Here is a 24,421-nt window from a genome sequence, read left to right on the forward strand (position 1 = left end):
CTCGTGTCGACAATGGCCGTCACTCTACGGGCTGTTCCCCCTGGCACGGGAACCCAGGGGCTACCCACCCGTAAACCCGTCTGGCAAGCTCGGGCCATGACTCCCCGTGCCTCCGACCGGGCCCGTTACGACCGGGCCACCGCTCATCTCGACGCGCCCGTGGCGATCGTCGATCTCGAGGCCTTCGACGCCAACGCGGCGGACCTGGTGCGCCGGGCGGGCGGCAAGCCCGTCCGGGTGGCGAGCAAGTCCGTGCGGTGCCGGGCGCTCCTGGAGCGGGTGCTCGCACGGGAGGGCTTCGTGGGGATCATGTCGTTCACGCTCGACGAGTCGCTGTGGCTGGCCCGTGCCGGGTTCGACGACGTCCTGCTCGCCTATCCCTCGGCGGACCGCAGCGGGTTCGGGGAGCTGGCGCGGGATCCGAAGCTCGCCGCCGCGGTGACCGTGATGGTCGACGACGTGGCGCAGCTGGATCTGATCGACGCGTCCCGCGCGGGCGGGACGGAGGAGGTCCGGGTCTGTCTGGAGCTGGACACGTCGCTGCGGCTGATCGGGGGCCGGATACGGGTCGGAGCGCTGCGCTCTCCGCTGCGCGAGCCCGCCCAGCTGGCCGAGCTGGCCCGCTCGGTGGTGCGTCGCCCCGGTTTCCGGCTGGTCGGGATCATGGCGTACGAGGGGCATGTCGCGGGGGTAGGGGACGCGGTCGCGGGCCGGCCGCTGCGCTCGCGGGCGATCCGGCTGATGCAGGCGGCGGCCCGCAGGGAGCTGGCGGAGCGCAGGGCGGCCGTGGTGCGTGCCGTACGGGCGGTGGCGCCGGACCTGGAGTTCGTGAACGGCGGCGGTACCGGCAGCGTGCAGCACACGGCCGCCGAGGACGCGGTGACGGAGATCGCCGCGGGCTCGGGGCTCTTCGTGCCGCGCCTCTTCGACAACTACACCTCGTTCACCGGGCGGCCCGCCGCCCTGTTCGCGCAGCCGGTCGTCCGTCGTCCCGGCGTCGGGGTGGTGACCGTGCTCGGGGGCGGCTATCCGGCGTCCGGGGCGCCCGGCCGGGACCGGCTGCCCGTGCCGTACCTGCCGGAGGGCCTGCGGTACGACCCGCAGGAGGGCCCCGGCGAGGTGCAGACCCCGCTGCTCGGCTCGCCGGCCGACGATCTGCGGATCGGCGACAAGGTGTGGTTCCGGCACGCGAAGGCCGGCGAGCTGTGCGAGCGGTTCGAGAGCCTTCGGCTGGTCGAGGGCGACCGCATCACGGCGACCGTGCCGACGTACCGGGGCGAGGGCCGGACCTTCCTCTAGCAGACACCCCCTAGTGGACGGAGTCCGTCTGGTCCGGGATCACGCTGCCGTCGGACCGCCGGACCGGCTCCGCCGTGCCGTCGGCCGCCGTGTAGCCGGTGGTGGCGCACGGGTAGGGGGCCGTCTTCGGCTTCTTCGGCTCGATGAACATGGGGTTGACGATCCAGCGGCCGTCGCCGTTCTCGTACGCCCGGCACATGAGTTCGTTCTTGTTGCGGTTGAGCACGAGGCGCAGGCCGGTGGCGTCCCGCAGGAAGGAGACGTCGGTGTCGGAGTCCCCGGCGGCGAGGACGTGGCGCCGGGAGGCGGGCTGTACGCGTTCGGCGGCGGGGCCGTGGACGCCGAGGATCTCCTGGTTGATCCAGCAGCGCTTGCCGTCGATGTAGGTGATCATCCGGTCCTCGCCGTCCCGGACGGTGCCGCAGCCCTTGAGGTGGGCGGTGAGGCGGCCGTGCTCGGTGGTGTTGCGGATGCCGATCGCGCGGGAGGGGTGGACGCCGACGCCCTTCGCCCAGACGTCGACGACGGGTTCGGGCGAGGCGGAGACGATCCAGACGTCGAAGCCGGCGTCCTGGAGGGTGCGGATCAGGTCGCGCTGCTGCGGGTAGTGACGGATCCAGCCGGTGACCTCGGACGTGCCGACGCGCTGGACGGCGCCCTGGGGGGCGGCCAGGTTCTCGGCGCGGGCGGCCGCGGCGAAGGACTCGACCTGGCGGGTGGTCCAGCCGCGCAGGAGCTGGGCGAGCCAGGCGTACTGGGGTTCCATCCTGCGGTGGTCGAACCCGGTGAACGCCGCCGCGCCGCCGGTGGTGGCGCCCGTGCCGTAGACGGAGAGGATCTCGTCGGCGCAGCGGGTGTCGGTGGCCGTGGGGAGCCTGCGCACGCCGGAGGGGCAGGCGTGGCCGAGGGCGGCGGCGGCCCCGGGGGTGAGGTGGCGGCTGGTGGTGGACCAGTCGCCGTCGCGGGGCGGGCGTATGCGGTCGTTGCGGAGGAGCCAGTAGAAGGTGGCGTCGCCGACGTCGTTCTTGATGACGGTGTTGTCCCAGTCGAAGACGGCGACGGGCTTCTTCCCCTTGTCGTGGCAGTGGTCGGCGATCAGGGCGTCGAGCCGGGCCTTGTTGTCGCCGTGCCAGCCTTCGGAGACCTTCAGGGCCGGGCAGGCGCGGGGTTCCGCCTGGGCCGGGACCGTGGCGACGAGGCCCGTCGCGGCGAGGGCGAGCGCGGCGGCGGCCGCGGACGTACGGAGTCGGCGGTTCATGGTCACTCTCCAGGTCGGTACGCGGAACAGCCGGGCGCCTTGCGACGCCCGGCTGCCGGGGGTGTGGGAGGAGGAGCGGGAGGGGTTAGAGCGGCGTCACGTACGCGCCCGCGATGCCGCCGTCGACCACGAAGTCGCTGGCGTTGACGAAGGAGGAGTCGTCGCTCGCGAGGAACGCGACGGCGGCGGCGATCTCCTCGGCCTCGGCGAAGCGGCCGACGGGGATGTGGACGAGGCGGCGGGCGGCCCGCTCGGGGTCCTTGGCGAACAGCTCCTGGAGGAGCGGGGTGTTGACCGGCCCGGGGCAGAGGGCGTTGACGCGGATGCCCTCGCGGGCGAACTGGACGCCCAGTTCGCGGGACATGGCGAGGACGCCGCCCTTGGACGCGGTGTACGAGATCTGGCTGGTGGCCGCGCCCATCAGGGCGACGAAGGAGGCGGTGTTGATGATGGAGCCCCTGCCCTGGCGGCGCATGTAGGGCAGCGCTGCCTTGCAGCAGAGGTAGACGGAAGTCAGGTTGACGTCCTGGACGCGCTTCCAGGCTTCGAGTCCGGTCTCCAGGATGGAGTCGTCGTCCGGGGGCGAGATGCCGGCGTTGTTGAAGGCGATGTCGACGGAGCCGTAGGTCTCGAAGGCGGTGCGGAACAGTGCCTCGACCTCCTCCGGGTCGGTGACGTCGACCTTCACGAAAGTGCCGCCGACCTCCTCCGCCGCGGCCTTTCCGGCCTCCTCGTCGATGTCGCCGCAGACGACGTTCGCACCCTCGGAGGCGAGACGGCGGGCGGTGGCGAGGCCGATGCCGCTGCCGGCTCCGGTGATGACGGCGGTACGGCCGACCAGGCGGCGGCAGATGATCTCTTCGGTGCTCATGCGGGTCAGGCCTCCGTGCTGATGAAGACGTTCTTGGTTTCGGTGAAGGCGGTCAGGGCGTCGGGGCCGAGTTCGCGGCCGAGGCCGGACTGCTGGTAGCCGCCGAACGGGGTCGCGTAGCGGACGCTGGAGTGGGAGTTGACCGAGAGGTTGCCGGCCCGGACGGCGCGGGAGGCGCGCAGGGCGCGGCCGACGTCCCGGGTCCAGATCGAGCCGGAGAGGCCGTACTCGGTGGCGTTGGCGAGGCGGATCGCGTCGGCCTCGTCCTCGAAGGGGAGGACGACGGCGACGGGTCCGAAGATCTCCTCGACGGCGCAGGGGGCGTCCTCGGGAACGTCGGTGAGGACGGTCGGCGGGAACCAGAAGCCGGGGCCTTCGGGCGCCTTGCCCCGGATGCCGGTGAGGTCGTCGGTGACGTAGGAGCGGACGCGGTCGAGCTGGGCGCGGGAGATGAGCGGACCCATCTGGGTGCGCTCGTCGGAGGGGTCGCCGACGACGATCTCCTCGATCGCGGGGGTGAGGAGCTCCAGGAAGCGGTCGTACGCGCTCCGCTGGACGAGGATGCGGGTACGGGCGCAGCAGTCCTGCCCGCTGTTGTCGAGGAAGGCCATCGGGGCGGCGGCGGCCGCCGCTTCCAGGTCGGCGTCGGCGAAGACGATGTTGGGGCTCTTGCCGCCGAGTTCGAGGGTGACCCGCTTCACCTGTCCGGCGCACTTCGCCATGATCGACTTGCCGACCCTGGTGGAGCCGGTGAAGACGATCTTGGCGATGCCGGGGTGTTCGACGAGGGCGTTGCCGGCGACCGGTCCCGTGCCGGGGAGGACCTGGAAGAGGCCTTCGGGCAGACCGGCTTCGAGGGCGAGCTCGGCGAGGCGGAGCGCGGTGAGCGGGGTGGTCTCGGCCGGCTTGAGGATGACGGCGTTGCCCGCCGCGAGGGCGGGTGCGGTGGCCCAGGCGGCGATCGGCATGGGGAAGTTCCAGGGCGCGATGACGCCGACGACCCCGAGCGGTTCGAGGATCGTGATGTCGAGTCCCCCGGCGACGGGAATCTGGCGCCCGTTGAGGCGCTCCACTCCCCCGGCGGCGAAGTCGAGCAGGTCACGGACGTTGCCCGCCTCCCAGCGGGCGTTGCCGATGGTGTGGCCGGCCTCGGTGACCTCCAGGCGGGCGAGCTCCTCGACGTGCCCGTCGACGACGGAGGCGAAGCGGCGGAGCAGCCGGGCCCGGTCGGCGGGTGCCGCGGCCGCCCAGCCTCGCTGGGCGGCCGCGGCCCGTGCGACGGCGGCGTCGACGTCGGCGGGGGTGGCGGCGGGGACGGTGGCGACCGGCTCCTCGGTCGCCGGGTTCAGTACCTGTAGCACCGCGTTCCTCTCTCTTGTCACAGGCGTTCGAAGGAACGACGCAGTTCCCAGTCGGTCACCGCGGCGTCGAAGGCGTCGAGTTCGACGCGGGCCATGTTGCGGTAGTGGGCGACGACCTCGGGGCCGAAGGCGGCCTTGGCGATCTCGCTGGTCTCCCAGAGTTCGGCGGCCTCGCGCAGGGTGGTGGGCACGTGCGCGTACTCGGCGGTGTAGGCGTTGCCGGTGCAGGGCGGGGGGAGTTCGAGGCGCTGCTCGATGCCGTGGAGTCCCGCGGCGACCAGGCCGGCGACGGCCAGGTACGGGTTGACGTCGCCGCCGGGGAGACGGTTCTCGAAGCGGGTGGAGCGGCCGTGGCCGACGACCCGGAGCGAACAGGTGCGGTTGTCGTGGCCCCAGGCGACGGCGGTGGGGGCGAAGGAGCCGGGCTGGAACCGCTTGTAGGAGTTGATGTTGGGGGCGTAGAGGAGGGAGAAGTCGCGGAGGGCGGCGAGCTGTCCGGCGAGGAAGTGCCGCATCGTCGCGGACATTCCGTGCTCCTCGTCGCCCGCCATCACGTTCGTCCCCTCCCGGTCCTGGAGGGAGAGGTGGATGTGGCAGGAGTTGCCCTCGCGCTCGTTGTACTTCGCCATGAAGGTGAGCGAGTAGCCCTCCTGGGCGGCGATCTCCTTGGCGCCCGTCTTGTAGACGGCGTGCCGGTCGCAGGTGACGAGGGCCTCGTCGTACTTGAAGGCGATCTCGTGCTGGCCGGGGTTGCACTCGCCCTTGGCGGACTCGACGGTGAGTCCGGCGCCGGTCATCTCGTTGCGGATGCGGCGCAGGAGGGGTTCGATGCGTCCGGTGCCGAGGACGGAGTAGTCGATGTTGTACTGGTTGACGGGGGTGAGGTCGCGGTAGTTCGCGTCCCAGGCCTGCTCGTAGCTGTCCCTGAAGACGATGAACTCGAGTTCGGTGCCGACGTGGGCGGTGAAGCCGTGCTCCGCGAGGCGCTCCAGCTGGCGGCGGAGGATCTGCCGGGGCGCGGCGACGACGGGGGTGCCGTCGCCCCAGGCGAGGTCCGCGGTCACCATGGCGGTGGCCTCGTTCCAGGGGAGGCGGCGGAGGGTGGTGAGGTCGGGGTGCATGGCGAAGTCGCCGTAGCCGCGGTCCCAGGAGGACATCTCGTAGCCGTCGACGGTGTTCATCTCGGTGTCGACGGCCAGAAGATAGTTGCAGCCCTCGGTGCCGTGGCCGAGTACCTCGTCCAGGAAGAACGGGGCGGCGAACCGCTTGCCCTGGAGCCGTCCCTGCATGTCGGGGAAGGCCAGGACTACGGTGTCGATCTCGCCGCTCGCGACGAGGGCTCGGAGCTCCTCGACGGCGAGCGGGGGTGTGCGGTCTGCCACGGGATTGCTCCTCCTTCGGCCTGCCGGAAGTCATAAGGTATTGCGGAAGACCATTACTTGGGAAGTGTTGGAGAAGGGGAAACGCGAACGTGGCCAGTACGAGTGAATCGGCGGACCGGCTGACGCCCGTGCTGCGGCCGGTGCGGGCGGGCAACGGCTTCGAGGAGGCCCTGGAGCAGATCCTCCAGGTGGTGCGGCTCGGTCTCGTGCCCGGCGGGGAGCGTCTGCCCGCCGAGCGGGAGCTGGCCGACCGGATGGGGATCAGCCGGGTGACCCTGCGCGAGGTCCTGAAGGTCCTCCAGGAGCAGGGACTCGTGGAGAGCCGGCGCGGCCGGTACGGCGGAACGTTCGTCCTGCCCCGGCCCCAGACCGCCGACGAGGACGAGCTGCGCCGCCGGATCGCCTCGGTCGACATGGAGGACACCCTGCGCTTCCGGGAGGTGCTGGAAGTGGGGGCCGCCGGTCTCTGCGCGGCCCACGGGCTCGACGCGGCGGGCGTCGAGCGGCTGCGGAGCGCCGTCGCGGCGACCCATGACGCCCCGCTGGCCGACTACCGCCGCCAGGACACCCTGCTGCACCTCACGCTCGCCGAGCTGTCCGGCTCGCCGACACTGACGGCCCAGTACGCGGCGGTCCGGGCCACGGTGAACGACCTCCTGGACTGCATCCCCCTGCTCGTACGCAACCTGGAGCACTCCCAGCACCAGCACACCGCCCTGGTGGAGGCGGTGCTCGACGGGGACGCGGACGCGGCCCGCGAGGTGATGCGGGAGCACTGCGCGGGCACGGCGGCGCTGCTGCGGGGGTTCCTGACGTGAGCGCGCCCGGCGGTCCCCCGTAACCCGAAAGTAACGCAGGGGGGTTGCGCTCCCCCGTCAGCCACCGCAAAGGTATGGCTCCAATCCATTGGGCCCGTTGCGGGGAGCTGACGCTGCCATGACGCTCGAAGACACCACCGGGGACACCACCCCGCCGAAGGACGACTATCTGGAGCGGCGCGCGCTGCGCCGCGGCAGCGCCGGCTGGCTGCTGCTCACCGGGCTCGGCGTCGCCTACGTCGTCTCCGGGGACTTCTCCGGCTGGAACATCGGCCTCTCGAAGGGCGGCTTCGGCGGCCTCGCCATCGCCACGGTCCTGATGGGCGCGATGTACGCCTGTCTGGTCTTCGCGCTCGCCGAGCTCTCCGCCATCCTGCCCACGGCGGGCGGCGGCTACGGCTTCGCCCGCCGGGCGCTCGGCACGTGGGGCGGTTTCCTCACCGGCACCGCGATCCTGATCGAGTACATCCTCGCGCCCGCCGCCATCTCGATCTTCATCGGCGACTACGTCGAGTCCCTGGGTCTCTTCGGGCTGGAGTCCGGCTGGCCGGTCTACCTCGTCTGCTTCGCGCTCTTCATCGGCATTCACCTGTGGGGCGTGGGCGAGGCACTGCGCTTCAGCCTGATCGTGACGGCCATCGCCGTCGCCGCCCTCGTCGTCTTCGCGCTCGGAGCCCTCACCGACTTCCACGTCGACGGACTGAACGACATCCCGGTCGACGGCGAGGCCTTCGGATCCAACTCCTGGCTGCCGTTCGGCCTGCTCGGGATCTGGGCCGCGTTCCCCTTCGGCATGTGGTTCTTCCTCGGCGTGGAGGGAGTGCCGCTCGCCGCCGAGGAGGCCAAGGACCCGGTGCGGTCGATGCCGAAGGCGCTCGCCATCTCCATGGGCATCCTGGTGCTGCTCGCCGTCATGACCTTCCTCGCCGCGACCGGGGCGCGCGGTTCGGCCGCCGTCCAGGAGGCGGGCAACCCCCTCGTCGTGGCGCTCCAGGGCGACGGCGACCCGACGGCGCTCAGCCGCTTCGTGAACTACGCGGGCCTCGCCGGTCTCGTCGCCTCCTTCTTCTCCCTCATCTACGCCGGATCCCGTCAGCTCTTCGCCCTCTCCCGGGCCGGCTACCTGCCGCGCTTCCTCTCCCTCACCAGCCGCCGCAAGTCGCCGTACCTGGGTCTGCTCATCCCGGGCGCGATCGGCTTCGCGCTCGCGGCCGGGACGGGGGACGGGGCCCGGATGCTGAACATCGCCGTGTTCGGCGCCACCATCTCGTACGCCCTGATGGCGCTCTCCCACATCGTGCTGCGGCGCCGCGAGCCGGGGCTCCACCGGCCGTACCGCACCCCCGGCGGGATCGTGACCTCCTCCGTGGCCTTCGTCCTGGCCCTTTCCGCCCTGGTCGCGACCTTCCTGGTGGACCGGACGGCGGCGTTCATGGCGCTGGGGGTGTACGCGATCGCCCTCGCCTACTTCGCGTTCTACAGTCGGCATCATCTGGTGGCCTCCGCGCCCGAGGAGGAGTTCGCGGCGCTCGCCGCGGCCGAGGCCGAACTCGAGCGCGGCTGATCCGACGCGACCGATCCACCGATGCTCCGCACCTCTGGAGGATGTTCCGTGACCAAGCCGCTCATCGGCGTGACCACCTACCTCGACCAGGCCCGGTGGGGGGTGTGGGACATGCGGGCCGCACTGCTGCCCGCCCCCTATCCCCGGCTCGTCCAGGAGAGCGGAGGGCTCGCGATGATGCTGCCGCCGGACGGGCCGGAGGCCGCCGCCGCGGTCGTGGCCCGGCTCGACGGGCTCGTCGTCGCGGGCGGGGCGGACGTCGAGCCCGTACGGTACGGGGCCGAGCCCGACCCCCGTACCGGCCCGCCGGCCCGGGAGCGGGACGCCTGGGAGCTCGCCCTGATCGGCGCCGCACTCGCCTCCGGTACCCCGCTGCTCGGCATCTGCCGGGGCATGCAGCTCCTCAACGTGGCGCTCGGCGGAACCCTCGTCCAGCACCTGGACGGACACGTGGAGGCGGTCGGGGTGATCGGCCGGCACGCCGTGAAGCCGGTCCCGGGAAGCCGGTACGCCTCCCTGGTGCCCGAACTCACCGAGGTCCCGACCTACCACCACCAGGCCGTGGACCGGCTCGGCGCGGGACTCGCCGCCTCGGCCCACGCGGAGGACGGCACGGTGGAGGCGGTGGAGCTGGCCGCCCCGGCCTGGGCCCTCGGCGTGCAGTGGCACCCGGAGATGGGCGAGGACCTGCGGGTGATGCGGGGGCTCGTGGAGGCGGCGAAGGCGGCGCGCCAGGGGTGAAGGCGGTGCGCCGGGTCAGCCCTCGGGGGCCGTGAGCGGTGCCCAGGTCTCCGGGCCCGCCGTACAGGGTCCGCCGTCGTGCACCATGAGGCGCCGCTCGGCCGGATCGACCGCGACCGTGGCCAGGGTCGCCCAGCGGCTGCCCGGTACCCCTTCGGCGGGGGCGTGGCAGCAGACCTCGGCACCGTCCTCCCGGTGGGCGGCGAGCAGGCTCACGAGCGCGTCGGGGCCGAGCGGGCCGGTGTGCCCGAGGACCCGTTCCGTGAGCAGCCGGTGGCGGTCGTACGTCTCCGGGTCCCGCCGGCCGCGCAGCTCGCCGCCGGTGAGGGCGGGGGCGAGGAAGTGGTTCGTACGGACCAGCCAGCCGCGGTCGTCCGGTTCGACCACGGCCGAGCCGGCCGGGGTGAGCTCCACGGAGGCGGCCCGGTCGGCGGTCACCACGGTGAGAACGGTGGAGGCCGAGACGGGAGCTCCCGTCAGCATCCCGATCGCCTCCGCGAACGACCCCGCCGCGCCGAGGACCTGACGGGCCACCAGGTGGACGGGCACCCCTCCCGCCGCGTCCTCCGGTGGCCGAGGATGTTGAAGAGCACGCCGACACCGGCCTCGTTGACGCCGATCTTCGCGAGGACGCCGTGCTCGGTGATCCCGGCGAAGCCGTGGACGTCCCCGGTGACGGTCTGGAGGTGCCAGGCGTCGGCGAGTTCGTCGTGCCAGTCCCAGCACTGACCGCCGGTGGTCCGGGCGTCGCAGCCACGCACGAGCGTGGAGCACTCCCCCGTGCGGGGCGCACCGGCCTCGGCGAGGATCTCGGTGCGAGCGTTGAGCGCGGCGACCGTCCAGAACGGCAGTCCGGCGCCCTCGGCGACCCCTTCCATCTCCTCGACGAGTTCCGGCGCCCAGGCGCGGGTCGCGTCCACGCAGCGGAGGGCGAGTGCGGGCACGTCGAGCGTCCGGGCGTTCGCGGCGGCGACGGTCGTGAAGAGCTCCTCGTACACCCGCCACGCGCGCGTGACACCGGCGCGGGCCTGCCTGCCCCGGTCCTCGCCGCGCCGCCGGGGCGTGGTGCCGGTGATCCGGAGGCTCGTACGGCTGTTCACGCGCCCGCCCGGGCGGCGCGCAGGGTGCGGTCGTTCCGCATGAGGAGGGCGTAGAGGACGGCGGAGACGATCACGCCGACGGGGAGGGAGAGGTCGACGCCGTCGAGGGCGGCGGCGATCGGGCCCGTGTAGAGGGTGTTGACGCAGAGGGCGGCCGCGGTGACGCCCGCGACGAGGGCGAGGGCACCGGCCGGGTTGACGCCCGCGGTGTACCAGAAGGGGCTGCCGGGGGTCTCGTCCGAGAGTGCGGGGCCGTCGTAGCGGCCCCGGCGCAGCAGGACGTCGGTGGCGTACACGGCCATCAGGGGACCGACCAGGACCACGATCACCTGGAGGGCGTTGCTGACGGTGTCGAGGAAGTGGGAGACGAGCAGTCCGTAGAGGGTGAGGGCGACGGCGACGGCTCCGTCGAAGAGGACGCTGACGGAGCGGCGGATGCGGAAGCCGACGGCCTGGAGCGCGAGTCCGGCGCTGTAGGCGGTCAGGGCGTTGATGGAGATCGTGCCGAGGACCAGGGCGAGCAGGAAGACCGGGACGAACCAGCCGGGCAGGATCTCCTGCAGCGCGGTCTGCGGGTCGGTCATGTCGACGGCGGTGGCCGCGAACGCGCCGAGGGAGCAGACGACGACGCTGGGCAGGAAGGCGCCCAGGGCGGTCCAGCCGATGATCGCCTTCCTGGAGGCCGTACGGGGCAGGTAGCGGGAGAAGTCGGCGCTCGTGGTGTACGAGAGCGGGCCCGAGGCGATCATCGTGGTGCCCGCGAGCAGGAGGGCCCAGAGCTCGACTCCGGTGAGCGGTGCCTCGGGGGCGTACGAGAAGTCGGCGTGCCGCAGGACGGCGAACGCGACGACCGTGAACGCGCCGGCGAGGGCCAGGGTAATCGGCAGGTACAGCTTGATGATCAGGGCGTGGCCGTAGACGCTGATGGCCAGCGTGAGGGCGGCGATGACCATGATGACGGCGACCTTGACGGGGGTGTTCGCCGTGATGCCGGCCTTCTCGACGAGCGCGAAGGCGGCGGTCGCCGCTGCGGCCAGGTTGAGGGCGAAGTAGCAGACGGAGACGAGCCAGCCGCCGATCGCGTTGTTCGCGCGGTTGCCGAGGACCCCGTACACGGCCCGGGTGATCACCTCGCTGGGCGCTCCCGCGGCCGGTCCGGAGGTGGCGAGGAGGCCGGGGAGCAGCCAGAAGAGGTTGCCGATGACGGTCACGGCGAGGGCCTGCCAGAGGCTCAGGCCCATCAGGACGAGGGCGCCGCCGATGACGAGGCTGAGGTAGTTGACGTTGGCCGCGGCCCAGACGGAGAACAGCTCACGGGGGTGTCCGTGGCGTTCGGCGTCGGGGATGTGGTCGATGCCGTGGGCCTCGATGCGGGTCGGCCGGTCGGCGGCCTGTGCGACGGCTCTGCCGCCCGGGGAGCCGGGATGCGGGTCGGGGATCGTGGAAGCCATGCGGCCCTCCGGATGCGTGTCGTGCCCACCTGCTTGCTTATTGGTCGCACACTCAATAGCATCCCCGGTATGTCGTCAAGCGTCCAGCGCAAGCGAGTTCGGAAAACCCCGGAAGCCCGGCGGGCGGAGATCGTGGAGACCGCGGCACGGGTCGCCCTGACCGAGGGGCTCGAGTGCGTCACCCTGCGGCGGATCGCCGAGGAGCTCGCCGTACGCCCCGGCCTGATCAGCCACTACTTCCCCTCGGCGGAGGACCTGGTGGGCGAGGCCTTCAGCGTGGCCGCCACCGGCGAACTCGACGCCCTGCTGCCCGCCGACCGCCCGCACGGCAGCCCCACGCAGTACCTCGCGCGCTACTTCACCCTTTCCGCGGGCGAGGCCTACGACGACATCAGCCGCCTCTGGATCAACGCCCGGCACCTCAGCCGCTACCGGCCCGTCCTGCGCGAGCGGGTCGCCGAACAGGAACGCGCCAACGACGACCGCCTGGAGCAGCTCATCCGCCAGGGCGTCGAGCGGGGCGAGTTCCGCACCGACGACCCGCGCGCCGCCGCCATCCAGATCCTGGTGGTGCTCGACGGCCTCGGCGCCCACGCCAACACCGACCGGAGCAACCGCCCGGCGGCCGTGGCCCGCATGGCCCTCACGACGGCGGAACGCGAACTCGGCCTGCGCCACGGGGCGCTCGACGACGTACCGGCACCGGCGGAGCCCGCGGACGTACCGGAACCGGAGCCCGCGGACGTACCGGCGGCGCCCGGACCCATCGACGTACCGGCGCCGGAATCCGCCGAGGCGGCGACGCCCGGACGCATCGAAGGACCGGCGTCGCCTGCCGACCCCTCCTGAAGCCACCGCCCCCTCCCCCGCCCGCCCCCTTCCTGGAGCCACCGTGCGCACCCGACTCGTCCTGCTCTCCGCCCGTCTGCTCGACCCCGGCACGGGGGCGTTCCTGCCCGAGACCGCGCTCGCCGTCTCCGACGACGGCCGGATCGGCGCCCTCGGCGACGACCGGGAGATCCGTGCGCTCGCCGGACCCGGCACCACCGTCGTCGACCTGAAGGGGGCCGTGGTCACGCCCGGTCTCGTCGACGGGCACGTGCACCCGGTGACCGGCGCCGAACTGACCCACGGCCTCGACCTCTCGTACTGCGCCGACCTCGACGACGTACGGGAGGCCCTCGCCCGTGAGGCACGGACCCTGGACCGGGGCGCCTGGCTCTTCGGCTGGGGTCTCGACCCGAACGTCTTCGGCGACCGGCCCGTCGGCATCGCGCCCTTCGACACCGTGCTCGACGGCGTACCGGCGTTCCTCCTGCTCTTCGACGCCCACTCGGCGCTCGCCAGCAGGCGCGCGCTCGAACTCGCAGGAGTGGACGGACCCCGCACCTTCGCCCAGGCCTCCGCCGAGGTCGTCTGTGACGCCGACGGGCGCCCGACCGGGCTGCTCCAGGAGGACGCCGCCTGCGAGCTGGTCGAGCGGGTCGCGCCACGACCCACGCGCGAGGAGAGCCGGGAACGGCTCGCGGCCGCGCTGCGGGCCATGGCGGCGACCGGACTCACCGGCGGCCACGCCATGGACGCCAACGGCGACAGCCTCGCGCTGTACGAGGAGCTGGACGCGGCCGGCGAGCTGCCGCTGCGGCTCCGGGTGGCACCCTGGTGCCAGCCCGGCACCGACGCGGCCGGCGTACGGGCCCTGATCGCGCGGCAGGGCACGGGCGGAGCCCTCTGGCGGGTCGCCGGGGTGAAGCTCTTCATGGACGGGACCATCGACAACGGCACCGCGTGGCTGGAACGCCCCGACTGCCACGGCGAGTCCACGCACGCGTTCTGGCCTGACCCCGAGGCGTACACCCGCATCGTCGGGGAGCTGCACCGGGCGGGGGTCCCGACGGCGACGCACGCCATCGGGGACGCGGCCGTCCGGCACGTCCTCGACTCCGTCGAGAAGGCGCGGGCCACCGGCGGGACCGAAGTTCGGCACCGGGTCGAGCACATCGAGACCGTGCCGGACGACACCCTGCGGCGCTTCGCCGACCTGGGCGTCCTCGCCTCCATGCAGCCCACGCACTGCTGCGACTTCACCCGCGCCGACCACACCGACAACTGGTCACGCCGGCTCGGCGAGGAGCGCGCCTCGCGCGCGTGGCGCTGCCGGGACCTGGTGGACGCCGGCGCCACCGTGCTCCTCGGCTCCGACTGGCCGATCGCGCCGTTCCCGCCACTCGGCGTGATGGCCGGGGCCGCGCACCGGCGCCCGAGCCGCGACCTCGGCCAGGCGCCGCACCTGCCGGAGCAGGCGCTCACGGCCCTGGAGGCGCTGCGGGGCATGACGACGGCACCGGCGTACGCGGCGGGCGAGGAGCACGAGGCGGGGCGGCTCGCACTGGGCTACCGCGCCGACCTGACGGCCCTGGCGGCGGACCCGCTGACGACCCCGCCGACGGAACTGCCGGACGTACCGGTCCGCCTGACGACGGTGGACGGCCGGGTGACGTACCGGGCGTCGGACGTCTGAGAGAGGCGGTCGCCGGGGGGGGAGGGCCGGTGAGCGAGCCCCGTCCGCCGCCGCCGGCCGCCGGGCGCACGCACGGCGCCAGCGGCGGGCGCGCACCGGCCACACGCCGCCTGGGTGCGTCCGCGCCATCGGCGGGCGCCGCCGGTCCGCGCCCGTCCGCGTGCCGTGGGCACGCACCCCGCGCCGCCGGTCCATGCGCGCCGCCCCGCCACCGGTTCAAGCGCGCCGCCCCGCACCACCGGTGGGTGCACCCCCCGCCCCGGTTCCGGTGCGCCCCACGCCCGGCGGCTTGTGGTGCGCCCCCGCCCGCCGGTTCCGGTGCGCCGCACGCCCGCCGGTTTGTGGGCAGGCGTTCCGCACGGCGGAACGGGTGGGCACAAACCGACCACCGGCCCGCACACAGGTGCGGCCCTCAGGGTCACCGGGCCCGGCAGCGGAGGCGCCCGCAGGGGCGCCGTCCGTTGTGCCCACCCGTCCCGCCCAGCGGGACGATTGCCCACAACGGCAGGGCGAGGCCCCCAGCCCCCGGCAGGGTTTCGGGAAGGGGCGGGGCGGGGGTCTACGGCATGGCCGGCATCAGGGCCTGACCGGTCTCCGCGGAGCCGGCCGGGATCTTCCGGACCAGGCCGGGATCCGCCGGACCAGGCCGTGATCCGCCGGACCAGGCCGGGATCCGCCGGACCAGGCCTCACCCCCGCGTCAGCGAGAGCAGATCGCGGGCCGGTCCCGTCGGCCGATGTCCCGTGGGCCAGACCGCGCGGAGGTCCCGGCGGAGGAGGACCCCCTCCACAGGGATGGCCACCAGGCGGCGCGAGCCCAGCTCCTCCGCGACGGCGAGCTCGCTGAGGACGGCCGGCCCCGCCCCGCTGACGGCCGCCGCCTTCACCGCCGTCGTGGAGGCGAGTTCGAGCAGCGGCTGCGCGAGGCCGCCGTGGCCGGCGAGCGCCGCGTCCAGGACCTGCCGGGTACCGGAGCCGCGTTCCCGCAGGACCAGCGGCGTCGCGGCCAGCTCCGCCGGGTCGAGCGGGCCACGCCGCCTGGCCCATGGGTGCGAGGGCGCGGCGACGATCGCGAGCCGGTCGTGGGCGACGACGACCCCGTCCAGGCCGTCGGGCACGGCGAGCCCCTCCACGAAGCCGATGTCCGCCTCGTTGGCGAGGAGCCGTTCCGCGACCACCGCCGAGTTGCCCGCCTGGAGGGACACGGCCGTGTCGGGGCGCTCGGCGCGCAGCGCGATGAGCCAGCCGGGCAGCAGGTACTCGGCGATCGTCATGGACGCGGCCACCCGCAGCCGTGAGTCCCGCCGCCCCCGCAGGGCCTGCGCGCCCGCGTCGAAGGCCTCGGCCGCCTCCACGATCCGCCGCGCCCAGTCCGTGACGAGGGCGCCGGCGTCGGTGAGCCGTGAGCCGCGCGGCGAGCGGTCGACCAGGGCCACGCCGAGCTGCCGTTCCATGGAGCGGATGCGGCTGCTGGCGGCCGGCTGGGTGATGCCGATCTCGCGGGCGGCGGCGCCGAGGCTCCCGTACCGGGCGACGGCGAGGAGCAGTTCGAGCGCGCCGAGGTCCGGGACCCGGTGGTGGAGCCGGCCCCTGACTTCGGCCCCGTACGTCTCGTCGTCCCGCGCTTCCCTGCTCATAAACCCAGCTTATGACGTCATAGCCGCAAGATCCCTGGTGGGGACCGGTGAACCGGGAGACGGTGGAGACATGGCAAGCCACGCACCTCTCCTTCCGGCCCTCCGCGCCACCACCCCCGGCGCCCGGCCGACCGCCTCACCGGCCCGTTCCGTCCGTCACCTCGGACCGAACTGGTACGCCTCCGTCATGGGTACGGCCATCGTGGCCAACGCCGGCGCCGGCCTCCCGCTGGACGTCCCCGGCCTCCGCACGTTCTGCGCGGCGGTCTGGGCCCTGTCGCTCGCGATGCTGATCGCCCTGGTCGCCGCCCGCGCGGCGCACTGGCTGCACCACCGCGACCAGGCACGCGCCCACCTCATGGACCCCGCCATGGCGCCGTTCTACGGCTGTCTCTCCATGGCACTGCTCGCGGTCGGCGGCGGGGCGATGATCGTGGGACGGGACTGGATCGGGCTCCCGGCGGCCGTGGCACTCGACGCCGTCCTGTTCACCGCCGGCACGGTCGTCGGCCTGGTGGCGGCGGTGGCCGTCCCGTACCTCATGGTGGTCCACCACCGGATCGAGAGCGCGTCCCCGGTGTGGCTGCTGCCGGTCGTGGCGCCCATGGTGTCCGCCGCGCTCGGCCCCTTGCTCGTCCCCCACCTGCCCGCCGGTCAGGCGCAGGAGACGCTGCTGATCGCCTGCTGGGCGATGTTCGGCGTCAGCCTGCTCGCGACGCTGGTCATGCTGCCGCTGGTGTTCGGGCGGCTGGTGACCGGCGGTCCGCTGCCCCTCGCGCTCACCCCCACCCTCTTCCTCGTCCTCGGCCCGCTCGGCCAGTCGACGACCGCCGCGAACACGTTCGCCGACGTGGCGCCGGGCGTCCTGCCCGCCCCGTACGCGCACGGCTTCGCCGCCTTCGCCGTTCTCTACGGTGTCCCCGTCATGGGCTTCGCGCTGCTGTGGCTGGCGCTCGCCGGGGCGATGGTGCTGCGGGCCCGCCGGCGGGGCATGGGCTTCGCGATGACCTTCTGGGCCTTCACCTTCCCGGTCGGGACCTGTGTCACCGGCGCCGAGGGGCTCGCCCGGCACACCGATCTCGCCGCGTTCCGGTGGCTCGCGATCGGCCTGTACGTGTTCCTCGTCGCGGCCTGGCTGGTGGCCGGATCCCGCACCCTGCGGGGCATGTTCAGCGGCGCGCTGCTCGCAGGGCCCGCGCCAGTGCCCGCGGCGCCTCGGTCAGGGACGGCCCGTACCAGGTGAGCAGGCGCCCGTCGACGAGCGCGGCTGCGGCCCCGGGGAACGCCTCGGGGCCGTCGTCCCGTGTGAAGCGGTACGGCTCGTCTGGCAGGACGACGAGGTCGGGCGCGGCGGCCCTGAGTTCGTCGAGCGGGAGGCGCGGATAGCGCTCCGGATGGTCCGCGTACAGGTTGCGCACCCCGAGGCGGGCGAGCAGGTCACCGGCGAAGGTGTCGTGGCCGAGGACCATCCAGGGGCGGCGCCAGATCGGCACGACGGCCGTGTACGTCCCCGCCGGGGTCAGGTCGCCCCACGCCGTCTCGGCCTCGTCGAGCCAGCGCGGCCGCCGGGGTGCGCCGCAGGCGGCGAGGACCCGTTCCAGCTCCCGGAAAGCCTGGTCGAGGGTGCGGATCTCGGTGACGAGGACGTCGAGTCCCGCGGCCCGGAGCGCGGCGATGTCGGGGGCCCGGTTCTCCTCCTCGTTCGCGAGGACGAGGTCGGGGCGGAGGGCCGTGATCGCGGGGACGTCCGGGTTCTTGGTGCCGCCGACGCGTACGACGTCGAGGTCGGCGGGGTGTGTGCACCAGTCGGTGGCGCCGACGAGGACACCAGGCGCCGTGACGGCGACGGTCTCGGTCAGGGAGGGCACGAGGGAGACGACCCTCATCGCAGTGGGGTCCTCATCGCAGTGGGGTTCTCATTCCACCTCGGCCTCGACGTGCTCGGCGACGGCGACGACGAGGAGGCGGGTGCCCGCCTCGGTGGCACGCCAGCGGTGGCGGACCCCGCCGGAGAGGTAGAGGGTGTCACCGCGACCCAGCCGGTACGCGCGCCCCTCGGCCTCGACCTCGGCGGCGCCGTCGGCGACGTACAGCAGCTCGTCGTTGCGGTGCTGGAACTCCCGGCCCGCGTCCTGCTCGCCGGTGAACTCCAGGGCGTGCAGCTGGTGGCGGCCCCTGACGAGCGCCCGGACGCCCGCCGGCAGGACCGGGGAGTGCTCGTCCGACCGTACGACGTCGACGGTACGGGAGGCCTCGGCTGCGGCCAGGAGTTCGCCGACCGTGGTCTCCAGGGCCTCGGCGAGGAGCTCCAGGGAGCGGCGGCTCGGGCGGGCCCGGTCGTTCTCGACCTGGCTGAGGAAGGGCACGGAGAGGCCGCTGCGGGACGAGACGACGGCAAGGGTGAGCTGCAGCGCTCGGCGTCGCCTCTTGACGGCCGCGCCCACGCGGGGTGCTTCCTTCTCGTCCATGTCGGCTCCCTCCCTGGTGCGTCGTGCGTACCCCCGTACCGGGCGGTTACCTGCACCTTACGCAGCTTTGGGGTGGGGTTTCGCGTCGTGACGAAAAGGGGTGGCCGCCGAACACGTTCGGCGACCACCCCTTTCCGGACAGGAGTCGACTCTCCCGCACCGGCGCTACTGCGGAGCGAGCTTCTCCGCCAGGCCGGGATTGCGGTCCAGCCAGTCGCGGACGGCCTGCTGCTCCTTGCCCTTGCCCGTCTCCTGGATGACGGCCTCCAGGTCCGTGAGCTGCTTCTCGGTCAGCTCGAAGTCCTTCAGCCAGGCTCCGACCTCGGGGTTCTCCCCGGAGAATCCCTTACGGGCGAGCGTGTGGACACCGTCGCCCTTGCCCCAGGACCCCTTGAAGTCGTCGAGCTTCTTCAGGTCGTGGGCGGCGTAGGCCCAGTGCGGGGACCAGAGGGTGACGACGACCGGTTCCTTGCGCTCGTACGCGCGCTTCAGCTCGGCGAGCATGCCGGGCGTGGAGCCGTCGACGACCTCGTACTCGCCCTCCAGGCCGTACTCCTTGAGGACCTTGTCCTTGAGGATGCCCATCATTCCGGCGCTGGGCTCGATGCCGACGATCCGGCCCTTGAACTGTCCCGCCTTGCCCTTGAGGTCGGCGAGGGAGTCGACGCCCTTCACGTACGAGGGGACGGAGAGCTCCAGGGAGGTGGGGCCGTACCAGGAGCCGAGGTCCTCCAGCTTGTTCTTGTACTTCTCCCAGTACTGGGCGTGCGTGACGGGGAGCCAGGCGTCGGTCTGGAAGTCGAGCTGGCCGCCGGCCAGGCCGGTGTAGAGCGCGCCGGCCTCCAGCTGCTTGGTCTCGACCTCGTAGCCCCGGCGCTCGAGGAGCTCCTTCCAGAGGTACGTGGAGGCGATGCCCTCGTCCCAGGGGATGTAGCCGATGCTGATCTTCTTGCCCTGACCGCCGCTCTTCCCGGAGGCGGCGGCGGAGGTCGCGCCGCCGGAGCCGCCGAGGAAGCCCGTGCCGCCGGCGACGAGCGCGAGGACGACGACGCCGACGAGCGCGGTGACGGGCTGCGGGCGGTGGGCCCAGAGCTTCGCCCCGGACCGCTTGGCGCTCAGCGCCGCGCGGGCCTTGGCGGCGGCGCGGCGGCCCAGCGGGGAGACCTGGCGGCCGAGGGCGCCGGTCATCCGGTCCAGGTACATGGCGAGGACGACGATGGACACGCCCGCCTCGAAGCCGAGGCCGATGTCGACGTTGCCGATGGCGCGGTAGACGGCTCCGCCGAGTCCGCCGCCGCCGACCATGCCGGCGATGACGACCATGGAGAGGCCCAGCATGATGACCTGGTTGACGCCGGCCATGATCGTGGGCAGGGCGAGCGGGAGCTGCACGCGGAGCAGCGTGTTCCGGGGGGTGGTGCCGAAGGCCTCGGCCGCCTCCACGAGTTCGCCGTCGACCTGCCGGATGCCCAGCTCGGTCATGCGGACGCCCGGGGGCAGCGCGAAGATGATGGTGGCGATGATGCCGGGGACCACGCCGACGCCGAAGAAGATGATGCCGGGGATGAGGTAGACCATCGCCGGCATGGTCTGCATGAAGTCGAGGACCGGCCGCAGGACGGCGCTGACGGTCTTCGAGCGGGCCGCCCAGATGCCGAGCGGTACGGCGATCACGAGGGTCACCAGGGTGGCGACGAGGACGAGCGACAGGGTCGCCATGGCCTCGTCCCAGAGCTGGACGGAGTCGACGAGCGCGAATCCGGCGAAGGCGAGGACACCGGCGGCCAGACCGCGCAGCCACCAGGCGACGACGGCCAGGATGCCCGCGAAGAGCAGCGGCTGGGGCGCGGAGAGGACGGCGTCGACGCCGTCGTAGAGACCGGTGACGCCGGTGCTGACGGCGTCGAAGAGCCAGGAGAACTGGGCCTGGAGCCAGTCGACGGAGCTGTCGACCCACTCGCCGAGGGGAAGCTTAGGCATGAGCGGTCACCTCCCGGCCGGCGAGCCCGCCCGGGGTGGGGCCTCCCGTGGCGGCAAGGCCGCCCAGGGCGGCGAGAAGCCGTTCCTGCGGTACGACTCCGAGGACGGAGCCGTCGGTGTCCTCGACGGTCACGGGGTGCGGGGCCAGGGCGGCCACGGCGCACAGGTCGGCGACGAGCGTGTCGGGTCCGACGGCCTGGCACGCGCAGTCCGCGGGGCAGTCGGCCGGGACGGCGCCGTCGGTCATGACGGCGGCGGCGGTGAGCACCCGGGAGCGGTCGACGTCCTGGATGAAGGAGGCGACGTAGTCGTCGGCGGGCCTGACGAGGATGTCCTCGGCGGTACCGAGCTGCACGATCCGGCCGTCGCGCATGACGGCGATCCGGTCGCCGAGGCGCATGGCCTCGTTGAGGTCGTGGGTGATGAAGACGATCGTCTTCTTCAGCCGCTGCTGGAGGACGAGGAGCTGGTCCTGCATGTCGCGGCGGATCAGCGGGTCGAGCGCGCTGAAGGACTCGTCCATGAGGAGCAGGTCGGCGTCGGTGGCGAGGGCGCGGGCGAGGCCGACGCGCTGCTGCATGCCACCGGACAGCTCGTCGGGCCAGGACTTCTCCCAGCCGGCGAGGCCGCACAGTTCGAGGGCCTCGGTGGCGCGGGTCTCGCGCTCGGCGCGCGGGACGCCCTGCACCTCCAGGCCGTAGGCGGCGTTCTCCAGAACGTTCCGGTGCGGGAAGAGCGCGAAGTGCTGGAAGACCATGCTGATCTTCGTGGCGCGGACGGTGCGCAGCTCGCGGGGGGAGAGCGCGGTCAGGTCGCGGCCGTCGAAGAGGACCCGGCCCGCGGTCGGTTCGAGCAGGCCGTTGAGCATGCGCAGAAGGGTGGACTTGCCGGAACCCGAGAGCCCCATCACGACGAAGATCTGACCGGGTTCGACCGTGAAACCGGCGTCCACGACGGCTGCTGTCGTCCCCTCGGCGCGCAGCTCCTCGCGGTCGGCGCCGTCGGCGAGCCTGCGGACGGCTTCGTCGGGTCGTCTGCCGAACACCTTGTACAGGTGATCGGCCTGGAGCCTGGACACATATACCTCACGGGTAGCAATGAAGAACGGCCCCACCACCCCCGCGCGGCCGGGCCGTGGAGCGGGCGGGATCGGCCCGCGGGCCCGTCGCGTACGGGATTCCTTTTCGTTGAATCCCGTACCGGGTTCCGCTCCGGGCTCGCGCATGCCCGGCTTCGCAGGGTGCAAACGCAAAGGTGACGGGGGTCACCCACGGGGAGGGGCCGGCCGAGGCGCCTGTCGCTCGGAGGGCGCTGTCGGTGGGGTGCGGCATGATCGGGGGGTGACTCGACGCTTGATGCTCCTCGACACCGCCAGCCTGTACTTCCGCGCGTACTTCGGCGTGCCGGACTCCGTCCGGGCGCCCGACGGCTCCCCGGTGAACGCCGTGCGCGGGTTGCTCGACTTCATCACCCGGCTCGTGCAGGACCACCGCCCGGACGACCTGGTGGCCTGCTGGGACGACGACTGGCGGCCGCAGTGGCGGGTGGACCTGATCCCCTCGTACAAGGCGCACCGGGTCGCCGTCGAGACGGAGACCGGCCCGGACGAGGAGGAGATCCCGGACACCCTGTCCCCCCAGGTTCCGGTGATCGAGGAGGTCCTCGCGGCGCTGGGCATCGCCCGCGTCGGGGCCGCGGGGTACGAGGCCGACGACGTGATCGGGACGCTGGCGGGCCGCGCCGCGGGGCCGGTGGACATCGTCACGGGCGACCGCGACCTGTTCCAGCTGGTGGACGACGCGCGAGGCGTGCGCGTGCTGTACCCGCGCAAGGGTGTCGGCGACTGCGATCTGGTGGACGCGGAGCTCATCCGCGGGAAGTACGGCGTGCGCCCCGACCAGTACGCGGACTTCGCCGCCCTCCGCGGCGACGCCAGCGACGGGCTGCCCGGCGTGAAGGGCATCGGCGAGAAGACCGCGGCGCAGCTGATCACGGAGTACGGGGACCTTGCGGGCGTGCGGGCGGCCGCGGAGGACCGGACGTCGAAGCTGACCCCGGCCAAGCGCCGCGGGATCGTGGAGGCGGCCGCGTACCTGGACGTCGCGCCGACGGTGGTGCGGGTCGCCGGGGACGTACCGCTGCCGGAGTTCGACGCGGCCCTGCCGACGGCCCCCCGCGACCCGGAGGCGCTGGACTCGCTGGTGAAGCGCTGGGGGCTCGGCGGGGCGGTCGGGCGCCTGCTGCCCGTCCTGGCGCGCTGACGAAGGGAAACTATTGGGTCGACCTCGCTCCGGGATGCTAGCTTAGGCATACCTAAGTACGTCGAGTCAGGAGAGCCCCTAGTGGCAGAGCAGCCGGCCCGCAAGGCACCGAAGGCCACCGAAGCACGTGTGGTGCGCACCGAGCGGATCACCCCGCACATGGTGCGGATCGTCCTCGGCGGCCCCGGACTCGACGCCTTCGAGGTCGGCGCTTACACCGATCACTACGTGAAGCTGCTGTTCGCCCCGGAAGGGGTCGCCTACCCGGAGCCGTTCGACATGGATCGGATCCGGGAGGAGTTCCCCCGGGACCAGTGGCCGACGACGCGGACGTACACGGTACGGGCGTGGGACCCGGTCCACCGCGAGCTGACCGTCGACTTCGTGGTCCACGGCGACGAGGGCCTCGCCGGCCCGTGGGCGGCCCGCGCCACGGAAGGCGAGACCGTGCGCTTCCTGGGCCCCGGCGGCGGTTACACGCCGGATCCGGCGGCGGACTGGCACCTGCTCGCCGGCGACGAGAGCGCGCTGCCTGCCATCGCGGTGGCCCTGGAGGCACTGCCCGCCGGAGCGAAGGTGCACGCCTTCGTGGAGATCCCCGACGCGGGCGAGGAGCAGAAGTTCGCGACGGCCGACGGCGTCGACGTCACCTGGCTGCACCGGGGAGACCGCCCGACGGGCGAGGCCCTCGTGGAGGCCGTACGCGCCCTGGAGTTCCCCGAGGGCGACGTGCACGCCTTCGTCCACGGCGAGGCGGGCTTCGTGAAGGACCTCCGCCGCCACCTGCGGCTCGACCGCGGGGTGCCGCGCGAGCGCCTGTCGATCTCGGGCTACTGGCGCCAGGGGAAGTCGGACGAGGCGTGGCGCGCGATCAAGCGTGAGTGGAACGACCAGGTGGAGCGCGAACAGGAGAAGTGAGCCGCGGAGGCTCGACGGGAGCACCGAGCCCGAGCGCGTGAGCCGCTGAGCCGCTGAGCTTCACCCACCGATACAGGACGACCGAGGCCCGGGGACCCCAGGAGGGGCCCCGGGCCCGCGTGCTTCCCCCCTCCCCCTCCCCCTCCCACCTCCCCCCTTCCCACTTGGCCCGGACTACGTCGCGCCCCCGAAGACACGGTCCGAGGCGTCCGTCTGGGCCAGGCGCCGCAGGGCCGAGAAGATCGCGTCGCCCATGACCGTGCCGACGACGACGCTCTCGACGAGCTCCTCACGCGCCACGTTCTGCGCCACGTACTCCAAATCCGCCCGCGCCACCCGCTCCGCCGCGTCCGCGTAGGTGTCCAGGGCCTCGGTGAACGCCCCGTGGCCGACCTCTTCGAGGGCTTCGAGGGCCACCGCCAGGGCCTCCGCGGCCGCGCTCTCCGGATGTACGCGCCAGCCCCGCGCGGCGATCAGCGCGCCGACCCGCTCCCGCGCCTCCGCGATCCCGGCACCCGGCTCGCGGTCGTAGCGCGGCACCATCCGGTCGGCGACCGTGCCCAGCACCTTGTGCACCGGGCGCTCCGAGTCGTCGATCGCGAGGATCACCTCCCGGATCGACGCGACCGACAGGCCGCCCACGTCGAGGAGCGCCCGGATCAGGCGGAGGCGCTGCACATGCGTCTCTCCGTACGAAGCCTGGTTCGGGCTCGTCAACTCCCCCGCCGGCAGCAGCCCTTCCCGTACGTAGAACTTGATCGTCGGCACGGACACCCCTGCCCTGCGACTCAA

The 24,421-nt window shown here is 73.0% G+C and carries 19 protein-coding genes and 2 pseudogenes; 9 read left to right on the forward strand and 12 right to left on the reverse strand.

The features are described from left to right. Window positions 1–96 precede the first annotated feature (96 nt). Window positions 97–1,299, forward strand: coding sequence for an amino acid deaminase/aldolase (locus ACIA8N_RS20665; protein WP_365787780.1), 1,203 nt, complete (start codon window positions 97–99; stop codon window positions 1,297–1,299). A gap of 10 nt (window positions 1,300–1,309) precedes the next feature. On the opposite strand, the gene ACIA8N_RS20670 is transcribed toward ACIA8N_RS20665, so the two are convergent. The 4 genes from ACIA8N_RS20670 to ACIA8N_RS20685 form a co-directional block, all read right to left on the reverse strand. Then, window positions 1,310–2,557 carry a haloacid dehalogenase-like hydrolase gene (locus tag ACIA8N_RS20670; protein WP_365787778.1) on the reverse strand — a complete coding sequence of 416 codons (1,248 nt, stop codon included), beginning with the start codon at window positions 2,555–2,557 and terminating at the stop codon, window positions 1,310–1,312. An 85-nt stretch (window positions 2,558–2,642) separates the two neighbouring features. Further along, the gene (locus tag ACIA8N_RS20675; RefSeq protein WP_365787776.1) at window positions 2,643–3,428 is read right to left on the reverse strand and encodes a 3-oxoacyl-ACP reductase; all 786 of its coding nucleotides are present in this window, start codon (window positions 3,426–3,428) and stop codon (window positions 2,643–2,645) included. Window positions 3,429–3,433: 5 nt separating this feature from the next. Continuing rightward, window positions 3,434–4,789 carry an aldehyde dehydrogenase family protein gene (locus ACIA8N_RS20680; RefSeq protein ID WP_399416741.1) on the reverse strand — a complete coding sequence of 452 codons (1,356 nt, stop codon included), beginning with the start codon at window positions 4,787–4,789 and terminating at the stop codon, window positions 3,434–3,436. A gap of 17 nt (window positions 4,790–4,806) precedes the next feature. Further along, complete coding sequence (locus tag ACIA8N_RS20685) at window positions 4,807–6,171, reverse strand: glutamine synthetase family protein (protein ID WP_365786544.1); 1,365 nt, start codon at window positions 6,169–6,171, stop codon at window positions 4,807–4,809. Between the two features lie 89 nt (window positions 6,172–6,260). Here ACIA8N_RS20685 and ACIA8N_RS20690 point away from each other — a divergent pair, with 89 nt between their 5' ends. From ACIA8N_RS20690 to ACIA8N_RS20700, 3 genes are all read left to right on the forward strand, one after another. After that, window positions 6,261–6,989 carry an FCD domain-containing protein gene (locus ACIA8N_RS20690; RefSeq protein WP_365786542.1) on the forward strand — a complete coding sequence of 243 codons (729 nt, stop codon included), beginning with the start codon at window positions 6,261–6,263 and terminating at the stop codon, window positions 6,987–6,989. 118 nt (window positions 6,990–7,107) lie between these two features. Continuing rightward, entirely contained in the window at window positions 7,108–8,553 is a 1,446-nt protein-coding gene (gene eat, locus ACIA8N_RS20695; RefSeq protein ID WP_365786540.1) for an ethanolamine permease, read from the forward strand. Between the two features lie 48 nt (window positions 8,554–8,601). After that, window positions 8,602–9,294 (forward strand): gamma-glutamyl-gamma-aminobutyrate hydrolase family protein, encoded by a 693-nt coding sequence (locus ACIA8N_RS20700; RefSeq protein ID WP_365786538.1) that lies wholly within the window; start codon window positions 8,602–8,604, stop codon window positions 9,292–9,294. Between the two features lie 15 nt (window positions 9,295–9,309). Here the strand turns inward: ACIA8N_RS20700 and ACIA8N_RS20705 are convergent. Continuing rightward, window positions 9,310–10,394 (reverse strand): annotated as a pseudogene (locus ACIA8N_RS20705) (C45 family autoproteolytic acyltransferase/hydolase). Then, window positions 10,391–11,845 (reverse strand): cytosine permease, encoded by a 1,455-nt coding sequence (locus tag ACIA8N_RS20710; protein ID WP_365786536.1) that lies wholly within the window; start codon window positions 11,843–11,845, stop codon window positions 10,391–10,393. Before ACIA8N_RS20710 ends, ACIA8N_RS20705 begins: the two are co-directional and overlap by 4 nt. Window positions 11,846–11,914: 69 nt before the next feature. Here ACIA8N_RS20710 and ACIA8N_RS20715 point away from each other — a divergent pair. Beyond that, window positions 11,915–12,532: pseudogene (locus ACIA8N_RS20715) on the forward strand (TetR/AcrR family transcriptional regulator); the annotation flags it as partial. 205 nt (window positions 12,533–12,737) lie between these two features. Then, window positions 12,738–14,366, forward strand: coding sequence for an amidohydrolase (locus ACIA8N_RS20720; RefSeq protein WP_365786534.1), 1,629 nt, complete (start codon window positions 12,738–12,740; stop codon window positions 14,364–14,366). Window positions 14,367–15,054: 688 nt separating this feature from the next. Here ACIA8N_RS20720 and ACIA8N_RS20725 read toward each other — a convergent pair. Beyond that, window positions 15,055–16,002 carry a LysR family transcriptional regulator gene (locus ACIA8N_RS20725; RefSeq protein ID WP_365786532.1) on the reverse strand — a complete coding sequence of 316 codons (948 nt, stop codon included), beginning with the start codon at window positions 16,000–16,002 and terminating at the stop codon, window positions 15,055–15,057. A 70-nt stretch (window positions 16,003–16,072) separates the two neighbouring features. Between ACIA8N_RS20725 and ACIA8N_RS20730 the strand changes: the two genes are divergently transcribed. After that, the gene (locus ACIA8N_RS20730; RefSeq protein ID WP_365786530.1) at window positions 16,073–17,245 is read left to right on the forward strand and encodes a TDT family transporter; all 1,173 of its coding nucleotides are present in this window, start codon (window positions 16,073–16,075) and stop codon (window positions 17,243–17,245) included. Here the strand turns inward: ACIA8N_RS20730 and ACIA8N_RS20735 are convergent. The 4 genes from ACIA8N_RS20735 to ACIA8N_RS20750 all read right to left on the reverse strand — a co-directional run bounded on the left by ACIA8N_RS20735 (window position 17,172) and on the right by ACIA8N_RS20750 (window position 21,528). Continuing rightward, window positions 17,172–17,888, reverse strand: coding sequence for a helical backbone metal receptor (locus ACIA8N_RS20735; protein WP_365786528.1), 717 nt, complete (start codon window positions 17,886–17,888; stop codon window positions 17,172–17,174). The genes ACIA8N_RS20730 and ACIA8N_RS20735 overlap by 74 nt on opposite strands. A 30-nt stretch (window positions 17,889–17,918) precedes the next feature. Then, window positions 17,919–18,470, reverse strand: a complete 552-nt coding sequence (locus tag ACIA8N_RS20740; RefSeq protein ID WP_365786526.1) for a cupin domain-containing protein — start codon at window positions 18,468–18,470, stop codon at window positions 17,919–17,921. Window positions 18,471–18,635: 165 nt separating this feature from the next. After that, a complete protein-coding gene (locus ACIA8N_RS20745) occupies window positions 18,636–20,450 on the reverse strand; it encodes an ABC transporter permease/substrate binding protein (RefSeq protein ID WP_365786524.1) in 1,815 nt (604 codons plus the stop codon). Beyond that, a complete protein-coding gene (locus tag ACIA8N_RS20750) occupies window positions 20,443–21,528 on the reverse strand; it encodes a glycine betaine/L-proline ABC transporter ATP-binding protein (protein ID WP_365786522.1) in 1,086 nt (361 codons plus the stop codon). The genes ACIA8N_RS20745 and ACIA8N_RS20750 overlap by 8 nt, the downstream gene beginning before the upstream one ends. Before the next feature lie 277 nt (window positions 21,529–21,805). On the opposite strand from ACIA8N_RS20750, the gene ACIA8N_RS20755 reads away from it, so the two are divergent. Beyond that, window positions 21,806–22,711 (forward strand): 5'-3' exonuclease, encoded by a 906-nt coding sequence (locus ACIA8N_RS20755; protein ID WP_365786554.1) that lies wholly within the window; start codon window positions 21,806–21,808, stop codon window positions 22,709–22,711. 81 nt (window positions 22,712–22,792) lie between these two features. Then, on the forward strand, window positions 22,793–23,629 hold the full coding sequence (locus ACIA8N_RS20760; protein ID WP_365786520.1) for a siderophore-interacting protein: 837 nt from the start codon (window positions 22,793–22,795) through the stop codon (window positions 23,627–23,629). Window positions 23,630–23,803: 174 nt separating this feature from the next. On the opposite strand, the gene ACIA8N_RS20765 is transcribed toward ACIA8N_RS20760, so the two are convergent. Further along, the gene (locus ACIA8N_RS20765; RefSeq protein ID WP_399416742.1) at window positions 23,804–24,397 is read right to left on the reverse strand and encodes a MerR family transcriptional regulator; all 594 of its coding nucleotides are present in this window, start codon (window positions 24,395–24,397) and stop codon (window positions 23,804–23,806) included. Window positions 24,398–24,421: the final 24 nt, after the last annotated feature.

The organism is Streptomyces sp. NPDC051822 (genome assembly GCF_044452745.1).
Taxonomy (GTDB): Bacteria; Actinomycetota; Actinomycetes; order Streptomycetales; family Streptomycetaceae; genus Streptomyces.